The sequence below is a fragment of the Aquirufa nivalisilvae genome (genome assembly GCF_004307455.1).
Classification (GTDB): domain Bacteria; phylum Bacteroidota; class Bacteroidia; order Cytophagales; family Spirosomataceae; genus Aquirufa; species Aquirufa nivalisilvae.
Map to the genome: position 1 here is coordinate 162471 of NZ_SEWX01000001.1, position 20255 is coordinate 182725.

The 20255-nt window shown below is 38.7% G+C and carries 16 protein-coding genes; 7 read left to right on the plus strand and 9 right to left on the minus strand.

Features of this window, described 5'->3' with window-relative positions:
- The first annotated feature begins 1 nt into the window (after nt 1).
- The gene (ispE, locus tag EWU22_RS00805) at nt 2-808 is read left to right on the plus strand and encodes a 4-(cytidine 5'-diphospho)-2-C-methyl-D-erythritol kinase (protein ID WP_130923997.1); all 807 of its coding nucleotides are present in this window, start codon (nt 2-4) and stop codon (nt 806-808) included.
- Here ispE and EWU22_RS00810 read toward each other — a convergent pair.
- Genes EWU22_RS00810 through EWU22_RS00820 form a run of 3 tightly spaced genes read right to left on the minus strand, consistent with a single transcriptional unit; the run spans nt 805 to nt 6684 of the window.
- Nucleotides 805-1935 carry an efflux RND transporter periplasmic adaptor subunit gene (locus EWU22_RS00810; RefSeq protein WP_130923998.1) on the minus strand — a complete coding sequence of 377 codons (1131 nt, stop codon included), beginning with the start codon at nt 1933-1935 and terminating at the stop codon, nt 805-807. The two genes, ispE and EWU22_RS00810, sit on opposite strands and share 4 nt — an antisense overlap.
- Nucleotides 1928-6256, minus strand: coding sequence for a CusA/CzcA family heavy metal efflux RND transporter (locus EWU22_RS00815; RefSeq protein WP_130923999.1), 4329 nt, complete (start codon nt 6254-6256; stop codon nt 1928-1930). The genes EWU22_RS00810 and EWU22_RS00815 overlap by 8 nt, the downstream gene beginning before the upstream one ends.
- Before the next feature lie 44 nt (nt 6257-6300).
- Entirely contained in the window at nt 6301-6684 is a 384-nt protein-coding gene (locus tag EWU22_RS00820) for a hypothetical protein (RefSeq protein WP_130924000.1), read from the minus strand.
- A 114-nt stretch (nt 6685-6798) separates the two neighbouring features.
- On the opposite strand from EWU22_RS00820, the gene EWU22_RS00825 reads away from it, so the two are divergent.
- Nucleotides 6799-7416 (plus strand): DedA family protein, encoded by a 618-nt coding sequence (locus EWU22_RS00825; RefSeq protein WP_109324448.1) that lies wholly within the window; start codon nt 6799-6801, stop codon nt 7414-7416.
- Nucleotides 7416-7880: an NADH-quinone oxidoreductase subunit A gene (locus EWU22_RS00830; RefSeq protein ID WP_130924001.1), complete on the plus strand. Its 465-nt coding sequence runs from the start codon at nt 7416-7418 to the stop codon at nt 7878-7880. Before EWU22_RS00825 ends, EWU22_RS00830 begins: the two co-directional genes overlap by 1 nt.
- A gap of 2 nt (nt 7881-7882) precedes the next feature.
- Here the strand turns inward: EWU22_RS00830 and EWU22_RS00835 are convergent, their stop codons facing one another.
- A complete protein-coding gene (locus EWU22_RS00835) occupies nt 7883-9019 on the minus strand; it encodes a PorP/SprF family type IX secretion system membrane protein (protein WP_130924002.1) in 1137 nt (378 codons plus the stop codon).
- Nucleotides 9020-9126: 107 nt separating this feature from the next.
- Here EWU22_RS00835 and bshC point away from each other — a divergent pair, with 107 nt between their 5' ends.
- The 4 genes from bshC to cysM are packed head-to-tail and all read left to right on the plus strand — an operon-like array spanning nt 9127 to nt 13403.
- Entirely contained in the window at nt 9127-10689 is a 1563-nt protein-coding gene (bshC, locus tag EWU22_RS00840) for a bacillithiol biosynthesis cysteine-adding enzyme BshC (RefSeq protein ID WP_130924003.1), read from the plus strand.
- Nucleotides 10682-11716 carry a tRNA 2-selenouridine(34) synthase MnmH gene (gene mnmH / locus EWU22_RS00845; protein WP_130924004.1) on the plus strand — a complete coding sequence of 345 codons (1035 nt, stop codon included), beginning with the start codon at nt 10682-10684 and terminating at the stop codon, nt 11714-11716. The genes bshC and mnmH overlap by 8 nt, the downstream gene beginning before the upstream one ends.
- A 6-nt stretch (nt 11717-11722) precedes the next feature.
- A complete protein-coding gene (locus EWU22_RS00850) occupies nt 11723-12526 on the plus strand; it encodes a serine O-acetyltransferase (RefSeq protein ID WP_130924005.1) in 804 nt (267 codons plus the stop codon).
- A 1-nt stretch (nt 12527) separates the two neighbouring features.
- Entirely contained in the window at nt 12528-13403 is an 876-nt protein-coding gene (gene cysM / locus EWU22_RS00855) for a cysteine synthase CysM (protein ID WP_130924006.1), read from the plus strand.
- On the opposite strand, the gene EWU22_RS00860 is transcribed toward cysM, so the two are convergent.
- From EWU22_RS00860 to EWU22_RS00880, 5 genes are all read right to left on the minus strand, one after another.
- Complete coding sequence (locus EWU22_RS00860) at nt 13389-13964, minus strand: hypothetical protein (protein WP_130924007.1); 576 nt, start codon at nt 13962-13964, stop codon at nt 13389-13391. The genes cysM and EWU22_RS00860 overlap by 15 nt on opposite strands.
- A gap of 101 nt (nt 13965-14065) precedes the next feature.
- Nucleotides 14066-14272: a helix-turn-helix transcriptional regulator gene (locus EWU22_RS00865; protein WP_109324460.1), complete on the minus strand. Its 207-nt coding sequence runs from the start codon at nt 14270-14272 to the stop codon at nt 14066-14068.
- A 205-nt stretch (nt 14273-14477) separates the two neighbouring features.
- Nucleotides 14478-15776 (minus strand): amidohydrolase family protein, encoded by a 1299-nt coding sequence (locus EWU22_RS00870; protein WP_130924008.1) that lies wholly within the window; start codon nt 15774-15776, stop codon nt 14478-14480.
- Nucleotides 15777-15787: 11 nt separating this feature from the next.
- A complete protein-coding gene (locus EWU22_RS00875; protein WP_130924009.1) occupies nt 15788-18793 on the minus strand; it encodes an amidohydrolase family protein in 3006 nt (1001 codons plus the stop codon).
- Nucleotides 18794-18857: 64 nt separating this feature from the next.
- The gene (locus EWU22_RS00880; RefSeq protein WP_130924010.1) at nt 18858-20231 is read right to left on the minus strand and encodes a DUF6056 family protein; all 1374 of its coding nucleotides are present in this window, start codon (nt 20229-20231) and stop codon (nt 18858-18860) included.
- Between the last annotated feature and the right edge of the window lie 24 nt (nt 20232-20255).

The window sequence follows — 20255 nt, forward strand, 5'->3', positions numbered from 1 at the left end:
TATGGTGCTTTTCCCTAATGCCAAAATTAATATTGGCTTGTACATTACTTCCAAAAGACCCGATGGTTTTCATGAATTGGAGACTTGCTTCTTTCATGTTCCATGGACAGATATCATAGAAATTAGTCCAAGCGACTCATTTGAATTTTCATCTTCTGGCCTACCTATCTCAAGTGAATTAAAAAACAATTTATGTTTTAAAGCTTATCAAGCCTTGGCTAAGGATTTCCAAATCCCACCCGTTCATATTCACTTACATAAAATCATCCCCATGGGTGCCGGTTTAGGAGGTGGCTCTTCGGATGCCGCATTTACTTTGATGGGCTTGAGGGATTTTTTTGATTTAGCCCTTACTAACGAACAGCTCGTTCCCTATGCTCAACAATTAGGCAGTGATTGTGCGTTTTTTCTTTCCCAACAAGCTCAATTGGGCAAAGGTAAGGGAGATGAATTAAGTCCTATTTCCAGTTCATTAGTTGGTTACCATGTGCTACTAATCTACCCCAATTTTGGCATTTCTACTCAAGAAGCTTATGCCCAAGTTAAACCCCAAGCACCAACTTATGATTTGACAACATCCATTTTACTTCCAATAGAACAATGGAAAGATTGTATCTCAAATGATTTTGAACTCAGCTTATTCCCTAAATACCCTATTCTAGCGCAAATTAAGCAAGAATTATACGATCAAGGGGCTATTTACGCGGCCATGAGTGGCTCTGGATCAACCCTCTTCGGGCTATTCAAAAAAGAAGTCGACACCAATCAATGGGCCGACTTCACTTGTTTTCAAGGTTTAATTTCTTAATCCTTAGCAAATATTGCCTCTAAGGCTGATGCTCCCCTTATAACAACCTTCCCTTCTGGCATGGTTTTAATCGGTTGCACGCCTACAAATTCTTCATTCGAACTAAGTATTTTTACAGGAACTTGCTCCATGATACCTTGTGGATTTTCCACATAAATAAATCCACCTTTTCCCACTCTAGCTAAACCCGCTTGTGGAATGGTTTTCATTTTTTGATTCCCTACCAAAATCTTGGCATTAATGAATTGACCTACCGTAAATCGTAGTTCATCTGCCTCATTATTGAAATGCCCATGAACCGATGTGGTACGCGTACTTAAGTCCACTTGCTTCCCAATTAAAAATACTTTCCCCTTGCCTTGTAATCCTTCGGCTTCAAATTGTATCGTTTGACCTAATTGCAAACTGCCCAAATCTCTTTCAAATACTTTTAATTCTACGTGCTTATGAGCTACTCCAACCAGCTTTACTAATTCATCTGTAGGTTGAATATATTTTCCAATCGATAAAAACACATCAACAATATAGCCATCAATAGGAGCTTTCACTTGCAGAACCGACGATATATTGCCTTTTGCTAATGAATTTAAATCACATCCTAAAATTTCCAATTTCAACCCAAGTGATTTCACTTGTGCTTGCACATTGGAAAAATCAGCTTCTGCCATTTGTAGCTTCTTTTTGGAACCCACCTCTTCGGAATTCAGCACCTGTTGACGCGATTTCTCAGATGTCAAATAAGTTTGCTGACTTACTGCTTGTATATATTCTTGTTGCATTTGAATATAATCCAAACTCGTGATGGTAGCCAAAACCTGGCCTTTATGAACTTGCTTTCCAGGCAATAATTCAAAAGTAGACTTCACATATCCCGCAATAGGTAGTGAGATCGAAGCTGATGAAATAGGAGGCACATCCACTAAACCTGTGCAGGAGACTTCTGATGCCATTTCCTTTTCTTCTAATGCTCCCAATTCAATACCTGCATTTTGCTTTTGCTCGGCACTTAATTTGATATTTGATACAACGGCTTCCTTTGCGGCCGTTTCCGTTTCTTTACTTCCACAAGCAAACATGCCACTGATGAAAATAAAGGTAATAACTCGATATATGATGTGCTTATTCATTTCCTAAAATGGTTTCAATTTGAATGATGTTTTGGTTATATGCCAAAACTTCTTGTAAATATTGTTCTCTGATTTGCCAGGCTTGTTGCGTATTTTGAAGCATTTCTACATACTCAATTTCTCCTTGCTGATAACTTTTCAAAGCCGTTTGCACCAGCCATTCTGCCTGAGGCAAGGCTGTTTGCTGGTAGTACTTCAAAGAATTTCCAAATTTGCCTAAGGATATTTGAGCATTTTGCAAATCAGTATTTATTTGACTCATTACCTGATCCTTTTGACTCGACAGTACCTGTTCTTGTTTTTGAGCAGCCGAAATACGGGCTTTCTGACCTTTCGCAAAAATGGGCAATGCTAAACCCGCTTGAACAAAGTTCTGGCCACCATAATTTTCAATACTTTGTGAAGTGGCTCCTAAACGAATATCCGGTTTCAATTTATTCCTCTCCACTTCCGTTTGAAGTTTGGCGTGGACCACTTGTTCTTCCAACAATTGTAGCGTAGGGTTTTTGGCTAAATCAGCCGGAATTGGAGGTGCTTGCATCGTTAATGCATTCGAGCTCTGGATATCAAATGGCTCCTTTCGATTCATCCAGTAAGCTAAATTCTGATAATTAGCCTGAATATCTGCTCGTAATGAAAGTTGTTTCTGTTGAAATTCCCTTAAACGCGCTTCGGCAGCTACTACCTCTAACCGGTTCGTTTCTCCTTGCTTGAAGCGGACACTGGCAGCCTTCAACATTTGGGAATAGATACTATCTTGTTGATGTAAATACTCTAGATGTTTTTGCTGAATTAGTAATTGATAGTAATACCATTTGACACTTGAGAGCACCAAAATCTGCGTTATCTTCTGTCTTTTCTCCACCAACATTTTTTGGGAAGTCAATGCCTTTACTTGAGCTCTTAACAAAGTCGGCCATGGAATACTCTGGGAAGCAATAATGGTATAATCCTGACTAAAATACGTTTGGGTTTTACCATATTGAAAATCAATACTTCCCTTAGGCAAATCCTTCCCTGATTGAATCAAGGCTTCTGCACTCTGAATTTCTAAGTTTCCTGTATTCAATAAGGCATTATGTTGCAAAGCTTCTTGCATGCAGCTCGACAAGCTCAAAACTGGTTTAGAACCTTGACCCAAGCTTGAAAAACTCAGCATTAAACCCGCTAAAATGACCATGACTATCATTGACTGAGACTTTGATTTATTTTCTTTTCTAGTCATCACCAAGGAATAAACCACAGGAATAACTACCAAGGTTAGGAACGTTGCAGTAATCAAACCCCCAATAACCACCGTAGCCAAGGGGCGCTGTACTTCCGCTCCTGGTGAATGACTCAAGGCCATAGGCAGAAACCCTAAAGAAGCAACCGAGGCTGTCATGATAACCGGACGGAAACGCAATTCCAAGCCTTTTTTTAATCGCTCTGCTACCGAATATCCCTCAGTCGCTAATTGTTTAAAAAATGAGAGAAGTACAATTCCGTTTAATACTGCTACCCCAAACAGGGCAATAAATCCAATTCCTGCAGATACCGAAAATGGCATTCCTCTCAAATACAATGCCCAAATACCCCCAATGGCAGAAAGCGGAATGGCTAGATAAATAATTGCCGCTTCTAACATAGAATTAAAAGTGAAAAATAAGAGGGCGAAAATAAGAGCCAAAGCCAGTGGTACCACTAAAGACAAACGAGATTTTGCCGCTTGTAGATTTTCAAATGTACCTCCATACTTTACATAGTAACCAGCTGGTAAGGTAATTTTATTCTTCATCACCTTTTCTATGTCATTCACTACACTTTGTACGTCTCTATTTCTAACATTGATACCAATGGTAATTCTCCGATTAGTATTATCTCGTGAAATTTCCACAGGAGCATTTTGATAATCCACCGTTGCCACTTCTTCTAAAGGAATTTGCGAGCCATTCGGAAGATCTAAATACAGTTCTTTCAAATTTTGGATATCAGCCCGATGAGCAGAGTCCATACGCACAACCAGATCGTAACGCTTCTCTCCCTCCATCACTAAGCCTGCGGTTTCACCTGCAAATGTCATTTTCACTCGACGGTTTACATCTTGAATACGTAAGCCATATTGTGCCATTTTTGCTCGATTATAATGTACTACCAATTGAGGCACTCCATCAATTTGCTGAACTTTAATATCGCCAACTCCCTCAATTTTGCGAATATAACGAGCTGCCTCAGTCGCTTTCTCAAATAGAATCTCTAAATCTTCTCCAAAAATCTTAATCGCTACATCCGACTTAACACCTGCAATTAACTCATTAAAACGCATTTGAATTGGTTGAGTGAATTCAAAATTTACTTCAGGAAAGGCGTCCAATTCACGATCCATTTTTTCTTCCAATTCCTCCATCGTTTTAGCTTTTTTCCAAACGCTTGGTTCATTCAAAATAATAATTAAATCACAGGCATTAATTCCCATTGGATCCGTTGGGATTTCTGAAGCTCCAATTCGGGAAACCACTTGCTTGATTTCATCAGGGAATTTTTTCAATAGTAAAGCTTGTGCATTATTATTGACCTCAATACTTTGAGACAAGGAGGCATTGGTAGGCAAAACTGTTTCTACTGCAAAATCACCTTCATTGAGTTCAGGAATGAATTCCCCACCCAAACTACTAAATAAGCCTATGCTGGCAGTTAACAGAACCAATGAAGCTATCACTACTTTTTTACGGTTACTAAGTGCCCAATTGACCATAGGACTGTATTTCCCGTATAAAAAATTCATGATTTTGTCTGCCCAAGTAACCTTATGACTTACTTTCTTACTTAAAAATAAGGAAGACATCATGGGAACATAGGTTAATGAAAGTAATAAAGCTCCAAAAATGGCAAATGATACCGTCTGGGCCATTGGTCTAAACATCTTCCCTTCGATCCCTCCTAATGCCATAATGGGCAAATACACAATCAAAATAATGATTACTCCAAATGCCGCTGATTTAAATATAGCTTGAGCAGAAATATTCACCTCTTCATCCATTTCATGCTGACTAAGCACTTCTCCTTTCCTTCGTGAATGAAGTCGATGAATGATGGATTCTACGATAATAACAGCTCCATCAACAATCAAACCAAAATCGATTGCTCCTAATGACATTAGATTGGCAGAAACACCAAAAATATTCATCATGGCAAAGGCAAAAAGCAAACAAAGTGGAATCATGGAGGCTACAATCAAACCTGCACGCCAATTCCCTAAGAGCAAGACTAGAATAAAGACAACAATTAACCCTCCTTCGATTAAGTTTTTCTCTACCGTATTTATGGCCTTACCAATCAATATACTTCGATCTAAGTATGCATTGATATGAATTCCTTGAGGTAGGGTTTTTTGGATCAATTCCATCCGATCCTTCACATCTTTTACTACCGTATTCGCATTAGCCCCTTTTAATAAAAGCATCACAGCTCCCACGGCTTCGCCATGACCATTTTTTGTCATTGCTCCATATCGAACAGCCTTCCCAAACTGCACTTGTGCTACATCCTTCACAAATACCGGTAAACCGCCAGATCCTCGCTGTTTTACCACGGTGTTTTCAATATCTGCAAGAGACTGGATCATCCCTTCTGAGCGAATGAAATAAGCATCGGTACCTTTTTCCAAATAACTACCCCCTGAATTGGAATTGTTATTTTCCAATGCCGCAAAAAGCTCATCAATACTGATGTTCATAGCACGAATACGTTCAGGATTGACGGCTACCTCATATTGTTTGACATAACCTCCAAAAGAACTTACCTCTACCACTCCTTTAATCCCAAGCAATTGACGCTTAACAATCCAGTCTTGATACGTTCGCAAGTCAGCTAATGAGTATTGATCCTTAAACTCAGGATCAACATCCAAGGTGTATTGATAAAACTCGCCAAGACCTGTCGTAATGGGTGCCATTTCAGGAATACCTGCTCCACGCAATAAATAAGGTTCAGCAGCTTTTAACTTTTCCGAAACCTGCTGTCGGGCTACCTCCATAGCTACTTCATCTTCAAAGACGACCGTAATAATAGATAAGCCCATGCGGGAAATGGAACGAATATCCTTGACATTGGGAATCGTTCTCAGCGAAATCTCCAAAGGATACGTGACAAATTTCTCTACTTCGGACGCAGCCAAAGCAGGAGATTGTGTGATGACTTGTACCTGGTTTGAAGTAATATCAGGCAATGCATCAATGGGCAAACGAGTGAGTGAATAACCACCCCATGCCACAAGACCTAAGACGAATAAACCTACAATGAGCTTATTCCGAATACTAAAATAAATTATCGAATTAATCATTTTTCAATGGTAATGGTGAACGTTAGGAAATGAAAGACAAATCCCTAGTACCGAGGAGGTGCGATTAGCACTCTAGCTAACGAAAAATGATATAGATTCTGCCAATTGATTAATTGGCGGCGTGATGAAACAAAAAGAAGAGGTAATAAAAAAACAAGAGAAATGGTCGGTAAAACATATCCACTTACCCCACTAAAATCAAAACTTGGCAAACTAGGATGTTTGGTCGTTTTAGCATGCTTGGAATCCGCTGCGTAATGCATCCAAAGAAAATCCATAAAACTAAAACCTGCAGGAGCTTGGCGCTTATGATCTTGAAAGTGCTTTAACAGTTCATTTGCTTTGAAACTTTGCTCCATTCCCACCTTCGGAATCCAGGATCCCGAAAAGATAATCACAAAAAGGATGGAGGCCAGCCAAGTTTTCATAGCTCAAATGTAGGAAAAAATGGAAATTTTAATGGATATTTATATCCTCAATTTACATTTTTTTGAGACAAAAGCCTAAAAACCAAGGATTAATAAGCGAGTATAGCCCCTATTATGGATGAAATAAATATTTTGTGGCATCAGTTAACTGATTCTGAAACCATCATTCGCTCTGGCTTGCTTGTTATTACGTTGATCGTTTTTGCAGAAAATGGACTGTTTTTCGCATTTTTCCTTCCAGGGGATTATTTACTTTTCTTAACTGGTGTCTTTGGAGGAACAGGGGTATTAAAAGAACCTCTATCAGGTTTATTAGCCAGCATTTTCTTAGCAGCGGTGGTGGGCTCACTTGTAGGTTACTTATCAGGCCGATTCTTTGGCAAATCGCTAGAAAGCAGACCAGATAGCCTCTTTTTCAAGAAAAAGCATTTGGATTCTACTCGTGAGTTTTTTGATAAATATGGCTTTATGGCTTTGGTCATTAGTCGTTTTTTACCTGTAGTTAGAACTTTTACGCCCATTTTAGCGGGTATCAGTCGAATGCCATGGTACAGCTATTTATTACTGAACGTAGTTGGCGGTGGCCTTTGGGTGGGGATATTAGTGACTTCGGGGTACTACCTTGGCCAGCATTTCCCATGGATTATCAATTATGTACATTATATCATTTTGTTTTTCCTTGGAATAACCACCTTTACCGTGATTAAAGGATATTTAAAAATGAGGCAATAATGGAAGCTTTTGCATATGTAGCAGCCTTTTTGATAGCTGGAATATTATTTTTAGCAGTTATTTTAACGCTCGCCAAATGGATTAGGCCGAATCGCCCTAATGTAGAAAAGCTAAGTACTTATGAGTCAGGAGAAGCACCCGTAGGAAATGCCAATATTCGTTTCAATCCTCGTTTTTATTTGATTGCCCTCTTATTTGTCTTATTTGAAATTGAATTAATATTTCTTTTTCCATGGGCCTCTGTTTTCCATCAAGCAGATTTAGAAAAAGCAAGCCCCATTTGGTCTACTTATGCCTTAGTTGAAATGTTTATCTTCATTGGCATATTGGCCTTAGGATTAGCTTTAGCTTGGGTAAAAGGTTATTTAAACTGGGATAAACCTGCCACTCAAACGACATCAACTGAAAGCCCAATACCTGAGCAGGCCTACCAAAAAATTCGTGATAAATACTCGACTAAATAAGATTAATGAGGAGTAGGAACTCCAATCTTATTGTTGATGGTGATTCCTAACACCAACTCATGTGAACCCATGGATTGATTCGCCAATCCATTCGCATTCAAATCATACGAATAGGACATGTGCATGTTATGCCGCAGTTGAACTCCAAACATGGCAGAATATGACTCTTTATGTCGATATCCAAATCCCATCCAAAGTTGTTGGTTAAAATCAGCTTTGACGTTTGCTTCAATGGACATGGTACCTGCTTTATAAAACTTCACTAATGCAGCCGGTGAAACGGTAAAATACTTGGATGTTCTAATATGGTAGCCAATCATGGCGAACAAATTGGGCTTCATGGTACCTGAATATAAGGCCCTGGTGCTTACCTTATCATTATCAAAATCCGAATTATTAGGCCAATAATACCGTCGACTCAAGGTATCCAAAGCTGCCGGATCAGAGCGTTCATAGGTGAAGTTTTCAAAAATCAATTGATTGGCAGATAGGCCTAAGAAAAATTCACGGTTATAATAGAGAACCCCAACATTCGCTAATAATTGACCTGCCGTCAGAGATCCATAAGGAGTAGGTGCACTCGTAATGGGCGTTCCAATAGGTGGATCCAAATATAAAATTAGTGGATCTCCCCCATCTTTTACATCAAAATTATTCATGTTTAAACCCCGAGAATAGTATCCGGCTGTAGCACCCACCGACAATTTATCTTCGCCACCCAAGGACACGTGGTAAGCATAGCTTCCTGCAACAGAAAAAGTAGACATGGGCCCAAACTGGTCAGCTTGAACTTGAAGTCCCAAACCTTGATGAAATTCCCAACGGTAATCTTTTTTTCGACGCTTGGTAGGATTAAAAGATCGTCGAATTGTTTTTGACATATAGGGCGTTCGGCCGGTGGATGTTCGATCTGACTTATCGATCGCCCAATTGGCAGTAGCATAAAAGGTTTTCATCCCTTCTGATAAACCTACCCACTGTTGCCTATACCCAACTTTAATATCAGTAAAATCCTCAAATCCAGCAAATGCAGGATTATACAGATAACGATTCATCATGAATTGAGTAACTTGAGGTGTTTGTTGGGCAAAGCCCAAATGAGCAACTAGAAATAAGAAAAGAAAGACGAAAAATCTCATTTGAAAAATTAGAACCTCAAAAATCTGTTAAATATATTTAATTTCGCTCGAACTTTCTGGAAAACAGTTGGGTTTTTATATATTAACGGCCCTTTCCATTCAACCATATGCCTATCCAAAGCTACCCACTATCTCAACTTTCTGCTTTCAGTTCATTACTGCTAGACTATTTAGATGAGAAACCTAATCTAAAGAACTTATACCAAAATAGCCCTAGTATTACTGGCTTTAAAAATCAATTAGTTGATAAAAAGTCCTTCCCTGCTAGCCATCGAAAAGTTTTGGTAGAGGTCCTTCAAGATCAATATCAAGGTGTGGAAAAAGCACCATCAATTGAAAAATTGCTGGACGACAATACATTTACTGTAACCACTGGGCACCAGCTCAATTTAATGACAGGTCCATTGTATGTCATTTACAAAATCGTCTCCACCATCAATTTGGCCAAACAGTTAAAAGCAGCATATCCTGCCTATAACTTTATTCCAATTTACTGGATGGCCACGGAAGATCACGATTGGGATGAAATTAATCATGTCCATTTAAACCAGTCGACTTTTCAATGGAATACTCAACAACAAGGAGCTGTCGGAAGATTTAACTTAGATGGAATAGGTGATTTTCTTTCTTCTTTACCTTTTTCATTACCCATTTTCCAACAAGCATATACTCAAAATAAAACTTTGTCCGAAGCTGTTCGATGTTACATGCATGAGCTTTTTGGAAAAGAGGGTTTAATTTGTTTAGATGCTGATGATCCTCGATTAAAATCCTTATTTCTTCCAATTATGGAAGCAGATTTGTTGGATCATGCACATGAGCCTTTGGTAGAAAAGCAAAACCAACAATTGAATGAGTTAGGGTATAAAACTCAAATCAATGCCCGAGGGATTAATTTATTTTATTTGGTTGATGGCATCAGAGAGCGAATCGAAAAGCAAGGTGATTTATTTAAAGTTCTGAATCAATCCATTCAGTTCAATACAGAAGAATTAAAAAATGAACTACATGTTCATCCTGAGAGATTTAGTCCCAATGTCGTTTTAAGGCCCATCTATCAAGAATGCATTTTACCTAATTTAGCCTATTTAGGAGGCCCTGCCGAAGTCGCCTATTGGTTGCAATTAAAAGGCATTTTTGATCAACATCAAATACCTTACCCCATCGTATTACCTAGAAATTTTGCGCTATTACTTCCAGCTTTAGAACAAAAGAGAATTGATAAATTAGGTATTCCGATCCCAGACTTATTTCTTTCAGAGACATCACTTATCAGAAAGTATGTACTTGAAAATACCATTTATAGCTTAGATTTTAACCAAGAAATAGAGGCCGTTAATCCGATTTTAGAACAAATGGTATTGAAAGCCAAGCAAGTTGACCCAACCTTAGAGGGTAGTATTATGGCGGAAAGACAACGTTGGATCAATGGTTTGGACCGAATGGCTAAAAAGTTAAAACGAGCGGAAGAAAGAAATCATGAAACAGCGATCCGTCAAATTCAGCAAGTAAAGTCCCGCTTATTCCCTCATGGTAATTGGCAAGAAAGGTATGATAATCTGTTAGATTATTACTTAGAAAAACCTAGCTTAATTCAGGATTTACTCGATAGCTTTGACCCATTAAATTTCGAACTTTACGTGATTCCCATAAAGCCTTCCAATGCCTGAAAAACTTAGCCCCATGGATTTTATTTCCGCTTCATCCGAAGGGGTGATATTAGATGTGCGGTCACCTGGGGAATTTGAAAGAGCGCATATTCCAGGAGCTATCTCTTTTCCTATGTTCAGTAATGAGGAAAGGGCCGCGGTAGGAACTTGTTATAAAAAAGAAGGAAAAGATAAAGCTGTTGAATTAGGCCTTTCCATCGTTGGGCCTAAATTAGCCCCTTGGGTAAAAACTGCTAAAAAATTAGCTCAGGGCAAACCATTATTGGTTCATTGCTGGCGTGGTGGAATGCGCAGTGGCAGTATGGCCTGGTTACTAGAAACCGCTGGTTTACAGGTTAAACTATTGGTTGGTGGATACAAAGCTTACCGACATTTAGTATTAAAAGCCTTTGAAGCACCCATCCCTTTACGGGTTTTAGGAGGAAAAACAGGTAGCGGGAAAACCGAAATATTATTGGAAATGAAAAAGCAAGGCTTTCAAGTCATCGATTTGGAAGGTATAGCTCATCATCGAGGATCAGCTTTTGGGCATTTGGGATTAGCTCCACAACCTACGAGTGAGCAATTTGAAAATGTATTGTTTCATGAATTACGCCATATGGATTACCATCAAGCTATTTGGGTAGAGGATGAAAGCAGACACATTGGAAAAGTGTTCATGAATTTGGATTTTTATTCGCAACTTCGGGAGGCTCCAGTCTTATTTTTGGATATTGATGCCCAATACCGTTTACCTTATTTGGTCAAAGTGTATGCTCAATATCCCAAAGAAATGTTGGCTGAAGCGATCGAGAAAATCAAGAAACGACTCGGAGGCCAACATTATCAGAGAGCTTTAGCCTGCTTGGATTTGGACCTATTTGAAGAAGTGGCTGCCATCACCTTGCAATACTATGATAAAGCATATTTACATGGTTTGGAACAAAGAGATCGTCAAAACATTCAACGATTAGAAATTAATTCCTTAGATACCCAAATACAAGTGGAGGCAATTATTCCACATTTAGCAGAAAGCCTAAAACATTAAAAACATATGTTACCTTCCGAATTCTTAGATGTTATTTTATCCAAGCACGAGCAAACTCGCGACTTTCCTGCTACCTCGGATATTAAAAAACTGTTTACGAAGATTATTCTGACCTTATTTCCAGAACAAACACGTAAACATTTTTCTCAAAAAGAAGAATTGGTAGCCGTGTGGGAAAGCATCGAAAATGGATTAGAGTCCATGTTGCATTCCATGAAAAAAGAATTACCCTCTGACCCGCATAGCTTAACACAAGCATACATGGAGCGTATTCCTAAAGTATATGATACGTTACTAACCGATGTGGAAGCCATGGTCAATGGAGATCCTGCTGCCAATACTGATTTTGAAGTTATCCGAACCTATCCTGGCTTTTATGCCATGGCATTTTATCGCTTGGCTCATGAACTTTGTGCGTTAGGAGTCCCTTTGATACCCCGTATATTAACAGAATATGCCCATTCAAAAACGGGTATTGATATCCATCCAGGAGCACAAATTGGTAAATACTTTTTCATGGACCATGGAACAGGAATTGTGATTGGTGAAACCTGCATTATCGGCGAAAGAGTAAAAATTTACCAAGGAGTAACTTTAGGAGCATTATCGGTAGATAAAAGCATGGCTTCTACAAAAAGACATCCAACCATTGAAGACGATGTGGTGATTTATTCAGGAGCCACTATTTTAGGTGGGGATACTACTGTAGGCAAAAATTCGGTCATTGGAGGGAATGTTTGGCTCACCAGAAGTGTCGCACCGAATACCAAAATATACCATCAAGAAAATACAAAAGTTATCTTAGACTAACATGAGCACGCTATTAGACTTAGTAGGAAATACCCCTTTAGTAGAATTAAACAAATTGCACACCAATAAAAATGTGCGCATTTATGGTAAGTTAGAAGGGAATAATCCAGGAGGATCTGTCAAAGATCGGGCGGCGAAAAACATGATTGAGTCTGCTTTAAAACGTGGAGATATTCAACCTGGCATGAAGCTCATTGAGGCTACTTCTGGAAATACGGGTATTGCCTTGGCAATGATTGCTTGCCTATATAATTTGGAAATTGAATTAGCCATGCCAGCCAATTCCACCAGAGAACGAGTGCTTACAATGGAAGCCTTTGGTGCTAAAGTAACCTTAACTAAAAGTATTGAAGAAGCTCGCGATTATGCTGTGGATAAAGCAGCAACAGGTGAATATATCTTGTTGAACCAATTTGAAAATCCCGACAATTACCTAGCCCATTATAAAAGCACTGGGCCCGAAATCTATCGGGATACTCAAGGCGAAATCACCCATTTTGTAAGCTCTATGGGGACAACGGGGACTATCATGGGAACTTCCATGTATTTAAAAGAGCAAAATCCTCATATTCAAATTGTGGGTTGTCAACCTACTGAAGGTTCTTCTATCCCTGGAATTCGTCGTTGGCCAGAAGCTTACCGCCCCAAAATATACCAACCAGAGCGTGTAGATCGTATCATGGATATTTCCGAAGAAGAAGCCGTATCTATGACGAGGAAATTAGCCAAAATAGAAGGTGTATTTGGAGGAATGAGTAGTGGAGGAGCTGTAGCTGCCAGTATTCGTTTGGCTGAAGAGCTCCAAGAAGGTGTGATTGTTTGTGTAATTTGTGACCGCGGAGATCGCTATTTGTCGAGCAATCTATTTGGAGAGTAAAACTCCTAATAATTTATAGTGCGTAGGTTTGCCCCATCTCAATTTTTGACTTCCTTCGATGTAGTAGGTTTGTACATACCCATCTGAAAATGTCATGTGCATGTTTTTATTCGTTTCAAAAAGAAAATTCTTTTGAGACACTTCAATCTCCACGCGAGTTGGTCTGTTCAGGCCATCCAAATGAACCATAAACTTCTTTACAGGTAAACTTTCTCCTAATTTTAAAGAATACCAAATCAAATCAGGTTCGGATAAATTATCGTAACTTTTTTCAAAAGCTGGTTTATTCAAATCTGCCTCTAAAAACAGGGCCCATTCTTTTGACCAATCGATGTCAGACACCACTTTTACTTCCTTTACTCCGTCTAAAAAAACCGTTTTGTGTACTTTAGGCTTCTTTACTTCGAAAGATTTGATATGTGAATTAAGTAAGTCTGCCCAAGCAAAATACGTGTTTTTAGGGCTTGTCTTGACCGTTTCAGAACATGAAATAAATAAGAAACCTGCCAATAAACAGAGAAATGGTAAAAATTGACGGGTATATAAATTAGAGTTTCTCAAAACAAAAACATTGTTTGATGCAAGCGTAAAGGTACGGATATTCCCTAAATATGAAATAGAAAAGCCGGCTTTTGAAAAACCGGCTTGCTCTGCTTATGGAATCAACTAGCCATAACTTCTTCCAAAGGTATCTTGAGCACCTTAGTCAATTGAAAAATTTTCGTCGCGTTAGGATAATGTTTACCAGATTCCCAATAATTATAAGCGCTCTGACTTACTCCTACGGCACTGGCGACTTGTTGTTGGGTGAGTTGTAAAGATTGCCTTGATTTGATCAAAGCAACAGAGAATAAATGTTTGGTTTTCATACTATTAATTGGTTAGGTGTTTATACTTAATTCAAATGTTTCGATTTGAAATATAATTTACAAATGCCTCCAAAGAAAATATCCAATTTTATGATTTTTTTGATATTGGCACTACATAATATGCAAAAAAATAGCCTGAAATGAGAATTTCAGGCTTAGTAGTAAAATCAAAAAAAGCCTGTGTTCGTAAGACACAGGCTAATCATTACTTTATTTGGTACTTATACTTATATCGTTCAAACAACTGAGTATGTTTGTTTTGTAAGTCAATGAAACGACCTTGAATAAAAGCATGGCTCAAAACACTCGACTTCATATCCAATAAATCTCCTTGGCAAATCAAGATGTTAGCATCTTTTCCATTTTCAATGGTTCCCGTTCTCTTTTCTATTCCTAAGATCTTAGCGGGGTTGAGCGTAATAACCTGCAAAGCCTCTTCTTTGGTCAAACCATAAGCCGCCAATGTTCCTGCCATAAAAGGTAAATTCCTTTGTTGGGTATAGCCGTCTCCAGAATCCTGACTTATACTTACCAAAACCCCCGCTTTATACAAGATAGCTCCCGTCTTATATGGCTGATCTACGGCATCATCTTCAGTAGCTGGTAAACTATGAGGTTCCGATAAAATAACACTCACTTGGTTTTCCTTCAAAATATCCGCAATCATCCAGCTATCTGCCCCTCCTGCAATGACCAATTTAAAATTAAACTCCTTGTTCAATTCAATGGCGGCCAACATTTCTTTCACTAAATCACAATGAATATATAGGGATTGACTTCGATCAAACAGCCCTTTTACAGCTTCAAATTTCAAATTAACTTCTGCATGCGATTTTTCATTTAAATAAGCCTTGGCTTCTCTGAAAAAACCCTTTGCCTGCTCAATGCGCGCTAAGCCCGCTCTAACTGGATCACCAGCAGGTGCATTTCCCCGGCGAACATTATTGGGACGATTAATCAAAGCAGGCATGGTCATGTGAATTCCTTCATCAACCAAATAGGCTGCATCTTCCCAGTTCCAAGCATCTAATTGTACCACACTGGAGCTTCCGGTGATTAATCCTCCTTGTGGAACTATCTGAGCCAATAAAACCCCGTTAGTTCTTAATGTATTAATCACTTTACTATCCGTATTATAGGCTACCAATGAACGTACATTGGGATGTATATCTCCCAACTCTACATAATCCAACGTAGCTCGCGTTGAGCTTACTTCCACCAAACCTAAATTGGTATTAGGAGCAATGATTCCTGGATAAATATGCTTGCCAGTCGCATCGATGTATTCCACATCTGCCCCTATACTAGGAGATGTACTTTCTATTTTCAATTTTCCCTTCTCAATAATTAAATTACTTTTCTCAATTACTTGGCCATTTCCTACGTGGATGGTTGCTCCTGTAATCACGATTTTCTTCGTTTGAGCCGGAGAAGGATGCATGGTTTCCTGCGCCTGAAGCCCCAGAGAAATCACACTTAATATAGCTATGAATATTTTTTTCATGTTGATGTCTATTAATTTTCTGTCAATACCATGCGAGATTGAATACGCTCCCAAAGACTTTTGTCGTGTTGGTGATCTTCTTCGCAATTATTCATTTCCTTGAAAGTAGGTGCTGCTGGACGAGTACTTGCTCCTCCCTTTTTGGCACTAGCCATTTTTTGAACTAATCGTTGTTTTTCTGCTTTCAAATTAGCTTGTAATGTAGCATCCAAATCACGATCAAAAACGATCATTCCATCCACAATCGTTTTTTCAGATTTAGCATAAATACTTAATGGATGCGCTGACCATAGTACTAAGTCGGCATCTTTACCTTCTTTAATACTTCCAACCCGGTCTGCCACATGCAACATTTTAGCCGGATTCAATGTCACCATTTTCAATGCATCTTCTTCACTCATTCCTGCATATTTCACCGATTTAGCTGCTTCCTGATTCAAACGACGAGCCATTTCGGCGTCATCTGAATTGATGGCTACATTAATCCCATTTTTTTGCATTAAATAAGCATTTTGAGGAATGGCATCAAGAACTTCCATTTTATAATTCCACCAATCACTGAATGTAGATGCATTGGCTCCATGCTGCTTCATTTTATCGGCTACTTTATATCCTTCTAAAATGTGTGTAAATGTATTGACTGAAAAATTAAAACTCGCTGCCACCTTCATCATGGAATTAATTTCACTCTGAACATAGGAATGGCAGGTTATAAATCGCTTCTTATTCAGAATTTCCAACAGTGTTTCTAATTCCAAATCGATGCGTTTGCCAGGTCCTAATTTTTCATATTCTCTCGCACGAGTAAAGGCATCAACCAATACTTGTTCTACGCCCATTCTCGAATCTGGGAAACGGTTATTGGCAGCATTATAAGAACGCTTCACGTTTTCTCCCAAAGCGAATTTGATGAAAGGATCCCAATTAGCAAACTTCATTTGCTCCGCGTTTTGACCCCAACGGAATTTGATTAATTGAGTTTGACCTCCAATGGTATTACAGCTACCATGTAAAATATGACTGCTTGTTACACCTCCACTCAATTGTCTATAAATGTCCACATCTTCTGGATCAATGACATCGGCTACTCTCACCTCAGCTGTTACAGACTGGGAACACTCGTTAATTCCTCCTGCTGCAGCCACGTGTGAATGCTCATCGATGATCCCAGCGGTAACGTGCTTATTGGTTCCATCAATCACTTTCGCAGAAGCATCTTTGAGATTTTTCCCCACCGAAACAATTTTCCCATTCTTCACCAAAACATCTGTTTCTTTCAATACCCCCTGTTTTTCATTCGTCCAAACCGTGGTATTTTTAATCAATATCGTTTCTTGTTTCGGTATACTTTTTTGACCAAACCCATTGAATGGATAAACCAAAGATCCAATGGCCTCCTCATCTGCTTTCTTTTCCTTTTTATCTGATTTGCTTTCTTCCAAAGCTCCCTCACGAGTCGCTTTCCAGCTAACCCAATCTCCAGAGGCTAATTGACCCGTTCCTAACCAATTGGCTCCTTGTTGTGTACCAGTCAAACGAATACGTTTTCCTGCGTCTCCCTTTTTAGTGAATACCAAATTGACCAATTGGTCTTTTTGGCTCAAGTCCACTTGAATGGTATCAGCGCCTTGTAAAGTTGCTTTTAAGTCTGGCTTAACCAGTAAGGTATATTTCTCTGAACCTAATTGGAAAGCATATTTCCCTGTTAAATTTGACCAAGCATCTACTTGTACACCATATCCATTCCCTTGTACCCAGTTTTCCACAATTTGTGTTTTATCCTGGAAAATAGGACCAGTTGTTATCAGAAAATTAGCCAACTTCCCTGCCTCCAAAGTTCCAACCTGATCCGCAATTCCTAATAGCTGAGCTGGACTAGTCGTCAAAGCCTCCATCGCTTTTTGCTCCGACAGACCCATTTGAATGGCCTTTTTCAAGTTAGTCATGAAAGAAGATGTTTCTTTCAATCCGTTCGTAGTTAAAGCAAAAGGAATTCCTGCCTTTTCGAAAGCAGCTGGGTTCGTTGGAGCTAATTCCCAATGTTTTAATTCAGCTACATTCACAAAACGTGCATCCGTAGGATCTTCCAAATCCATAGCTTGAGGAAAAGCTAATGGTAAAATGAAGCTCGCTTTCGTGGCTTTAATATCTTCGATGCGCTGATATTCATCTCCTGCCGCTTTGATGATGTATTGTACACCAAATTCATCCCCTATTTTATCGGCACGTAAGGCAGACCATTTATCACTTACTTCAAAAATTTGAGGCAAGGACAAATTCTCATTGAAAGAAGATAAACTCAGATTTAAGCCTTCTTTGCTTGGTTTAGATTTGTACCATTGGGCATCTAAAAAATTCTGTCTCAATAAGGCTACACTTCCCATTAAAGACGTTGGATAATCTTGAGTAGATGCTCCTTTGCTAAAAGAATAATGTGCAGATGCTTTTTCTTTCAAAATGACTAAATTCTCCTTTAAGTTGGCCAAGCTTACAATAGCTCCTACTCCTCTGGAAATCCCGTCCATTTGATGTGTTAAAACAACCCCAAATCCTGATTGTCTTAATTCCTTCGCTTTAGCTTCATTGACATTAAATAATTTCACATGGTCTACTTCTGACTTCAAAGCTTGGTTCCAAGAATAGGGCCCTTTGGTATTGGATAGCATTTGAGCAGGACTACGAAAATTGGTACCCCCGCTTGAAATAGCTGGAGTTCCATAATCGGAATACATATCAATAAACGATGGATAAATATATTTACCTTGACAATCGAGCACAACCGCTTCTTTTGGAATAGGTATATTAACTCCTACTTGTTCGATTTTCCCTTGTCGAATGATTAAGGTAGCATCTGTCAATGTATTTTTAGCATCTTTCACGATGGTCGCATGCGTAAAAGCATAATATCCTTGACGAGGATTAGCGACATCATTGAGGGGATACGTTATTTGGGCTAGAATAGGAATACTGATAACCCATAAGAGGGCCACTGCCCCCAAAGTAAAAAGGTGTTTCATAGTAAGTTTGTTAATGAATTTTAAAGGTAATCATTGAATGACTTTTCTTAACCTGTTTTGCCATTTAATTGTTTTTCAGTCGTACTTGTTTTTTGCCATAATACTTGGCTATGCACTTACACCACAAATGGCTTGAATCCGTTGAAATTTCCTCGTTAAATAAAAAGGCTGATTTAGTCTGAATGGCTGGTATTTCCACCTTGTCAGCAGGATTATGTTGAAGAGCCTCAAATCTAGCTTTCTGCTCTTTGGCAAATTGAAATGCTGTACCAGAACTAATTTCGGTTGCCATCAGGTGGGCACTTTTACTAAAATGCATATTAGGTAAAATCAATAACATGATGAGCAATTGAACAGGAAATTGGGCTTTTTCAGGTATTGACCAGGTTAACTTTTGATGCAGAACAAAACTCAAATAACTGGAACCTAATAATAAATACATAAACAATAAACTCAAGGTCCGATTCGGGATACCTGTTTCATCTAATGCCAAAGAAATAGGTAAAAAGCTCAGATAATACCCTAATGACAAAATACCTAAAACCCCAAAGAAAAGAGGCCATGAAAGTGGATATGCTTGTTTTTTACCCGTTCCAAATAAAAGAATCCAAACATTCATAAGCCAAAATAATGGCTCCTTTAAAAATAGATACAATTGATGAATGGCACTTTTTGCAGCCTCTAATAAGCCATCAACTAATGCAATGTGTTTAGTGGCACGAATGGCATTACCAGGTGCCAAAAAGACAATGGCTAAACCTAATACCCCTACTATTGCCAAAACCCAAAGTTCAGCTTCAATCCGTTTGTTTTTGATTATGCGATACAGTTGTATGCATCCAAATACGGTTGAAAAGAATATCATCGTGATCTCACTACTTCCGATTAGAAGGAATAAGACAAGAGGTAAAATGAAATACCGAATCCAAACTCCTTTTTCAAAATAATACAGATTAAAAAACAAGATGACTAATTGAAAAGATAAGGCATAAAATAAGCCTGAAAACCAAAAGTACCATTCATAAAATCCGGGAATCGTATACCAACCTATGGCTTGAAAAACCAGAGCACTCCAGATGACGGTGGCATTCCACCAAGGTTTCTGAAAGATATTTTTGAATAAAAAAAGTGCATTAGCCAATCCTAGACCCATAACAATCCATGTCCCCCATTTGAAATATCCAAAATCTGGACTAAATATTAGTGGATTCAAGTGCAACATGACATTACCAAAATATCGACCACTCCAACCGATATAATACTGGTAGGCACCTCCAAAAACGCCATATTCTTTCCCTACCCAAGCGAAACAAAAATCATCGGTGATATTCGGTCCATTCGCAATTGCCATACTTCCCATCAAGTATGCCATCATACCCCAAAAAAAGAAACCCAACAAAAGGAGTACGAGTGGTTTAATATTGGATTGGGGGGACATCGTTTTGGACATATTCTTACAAAT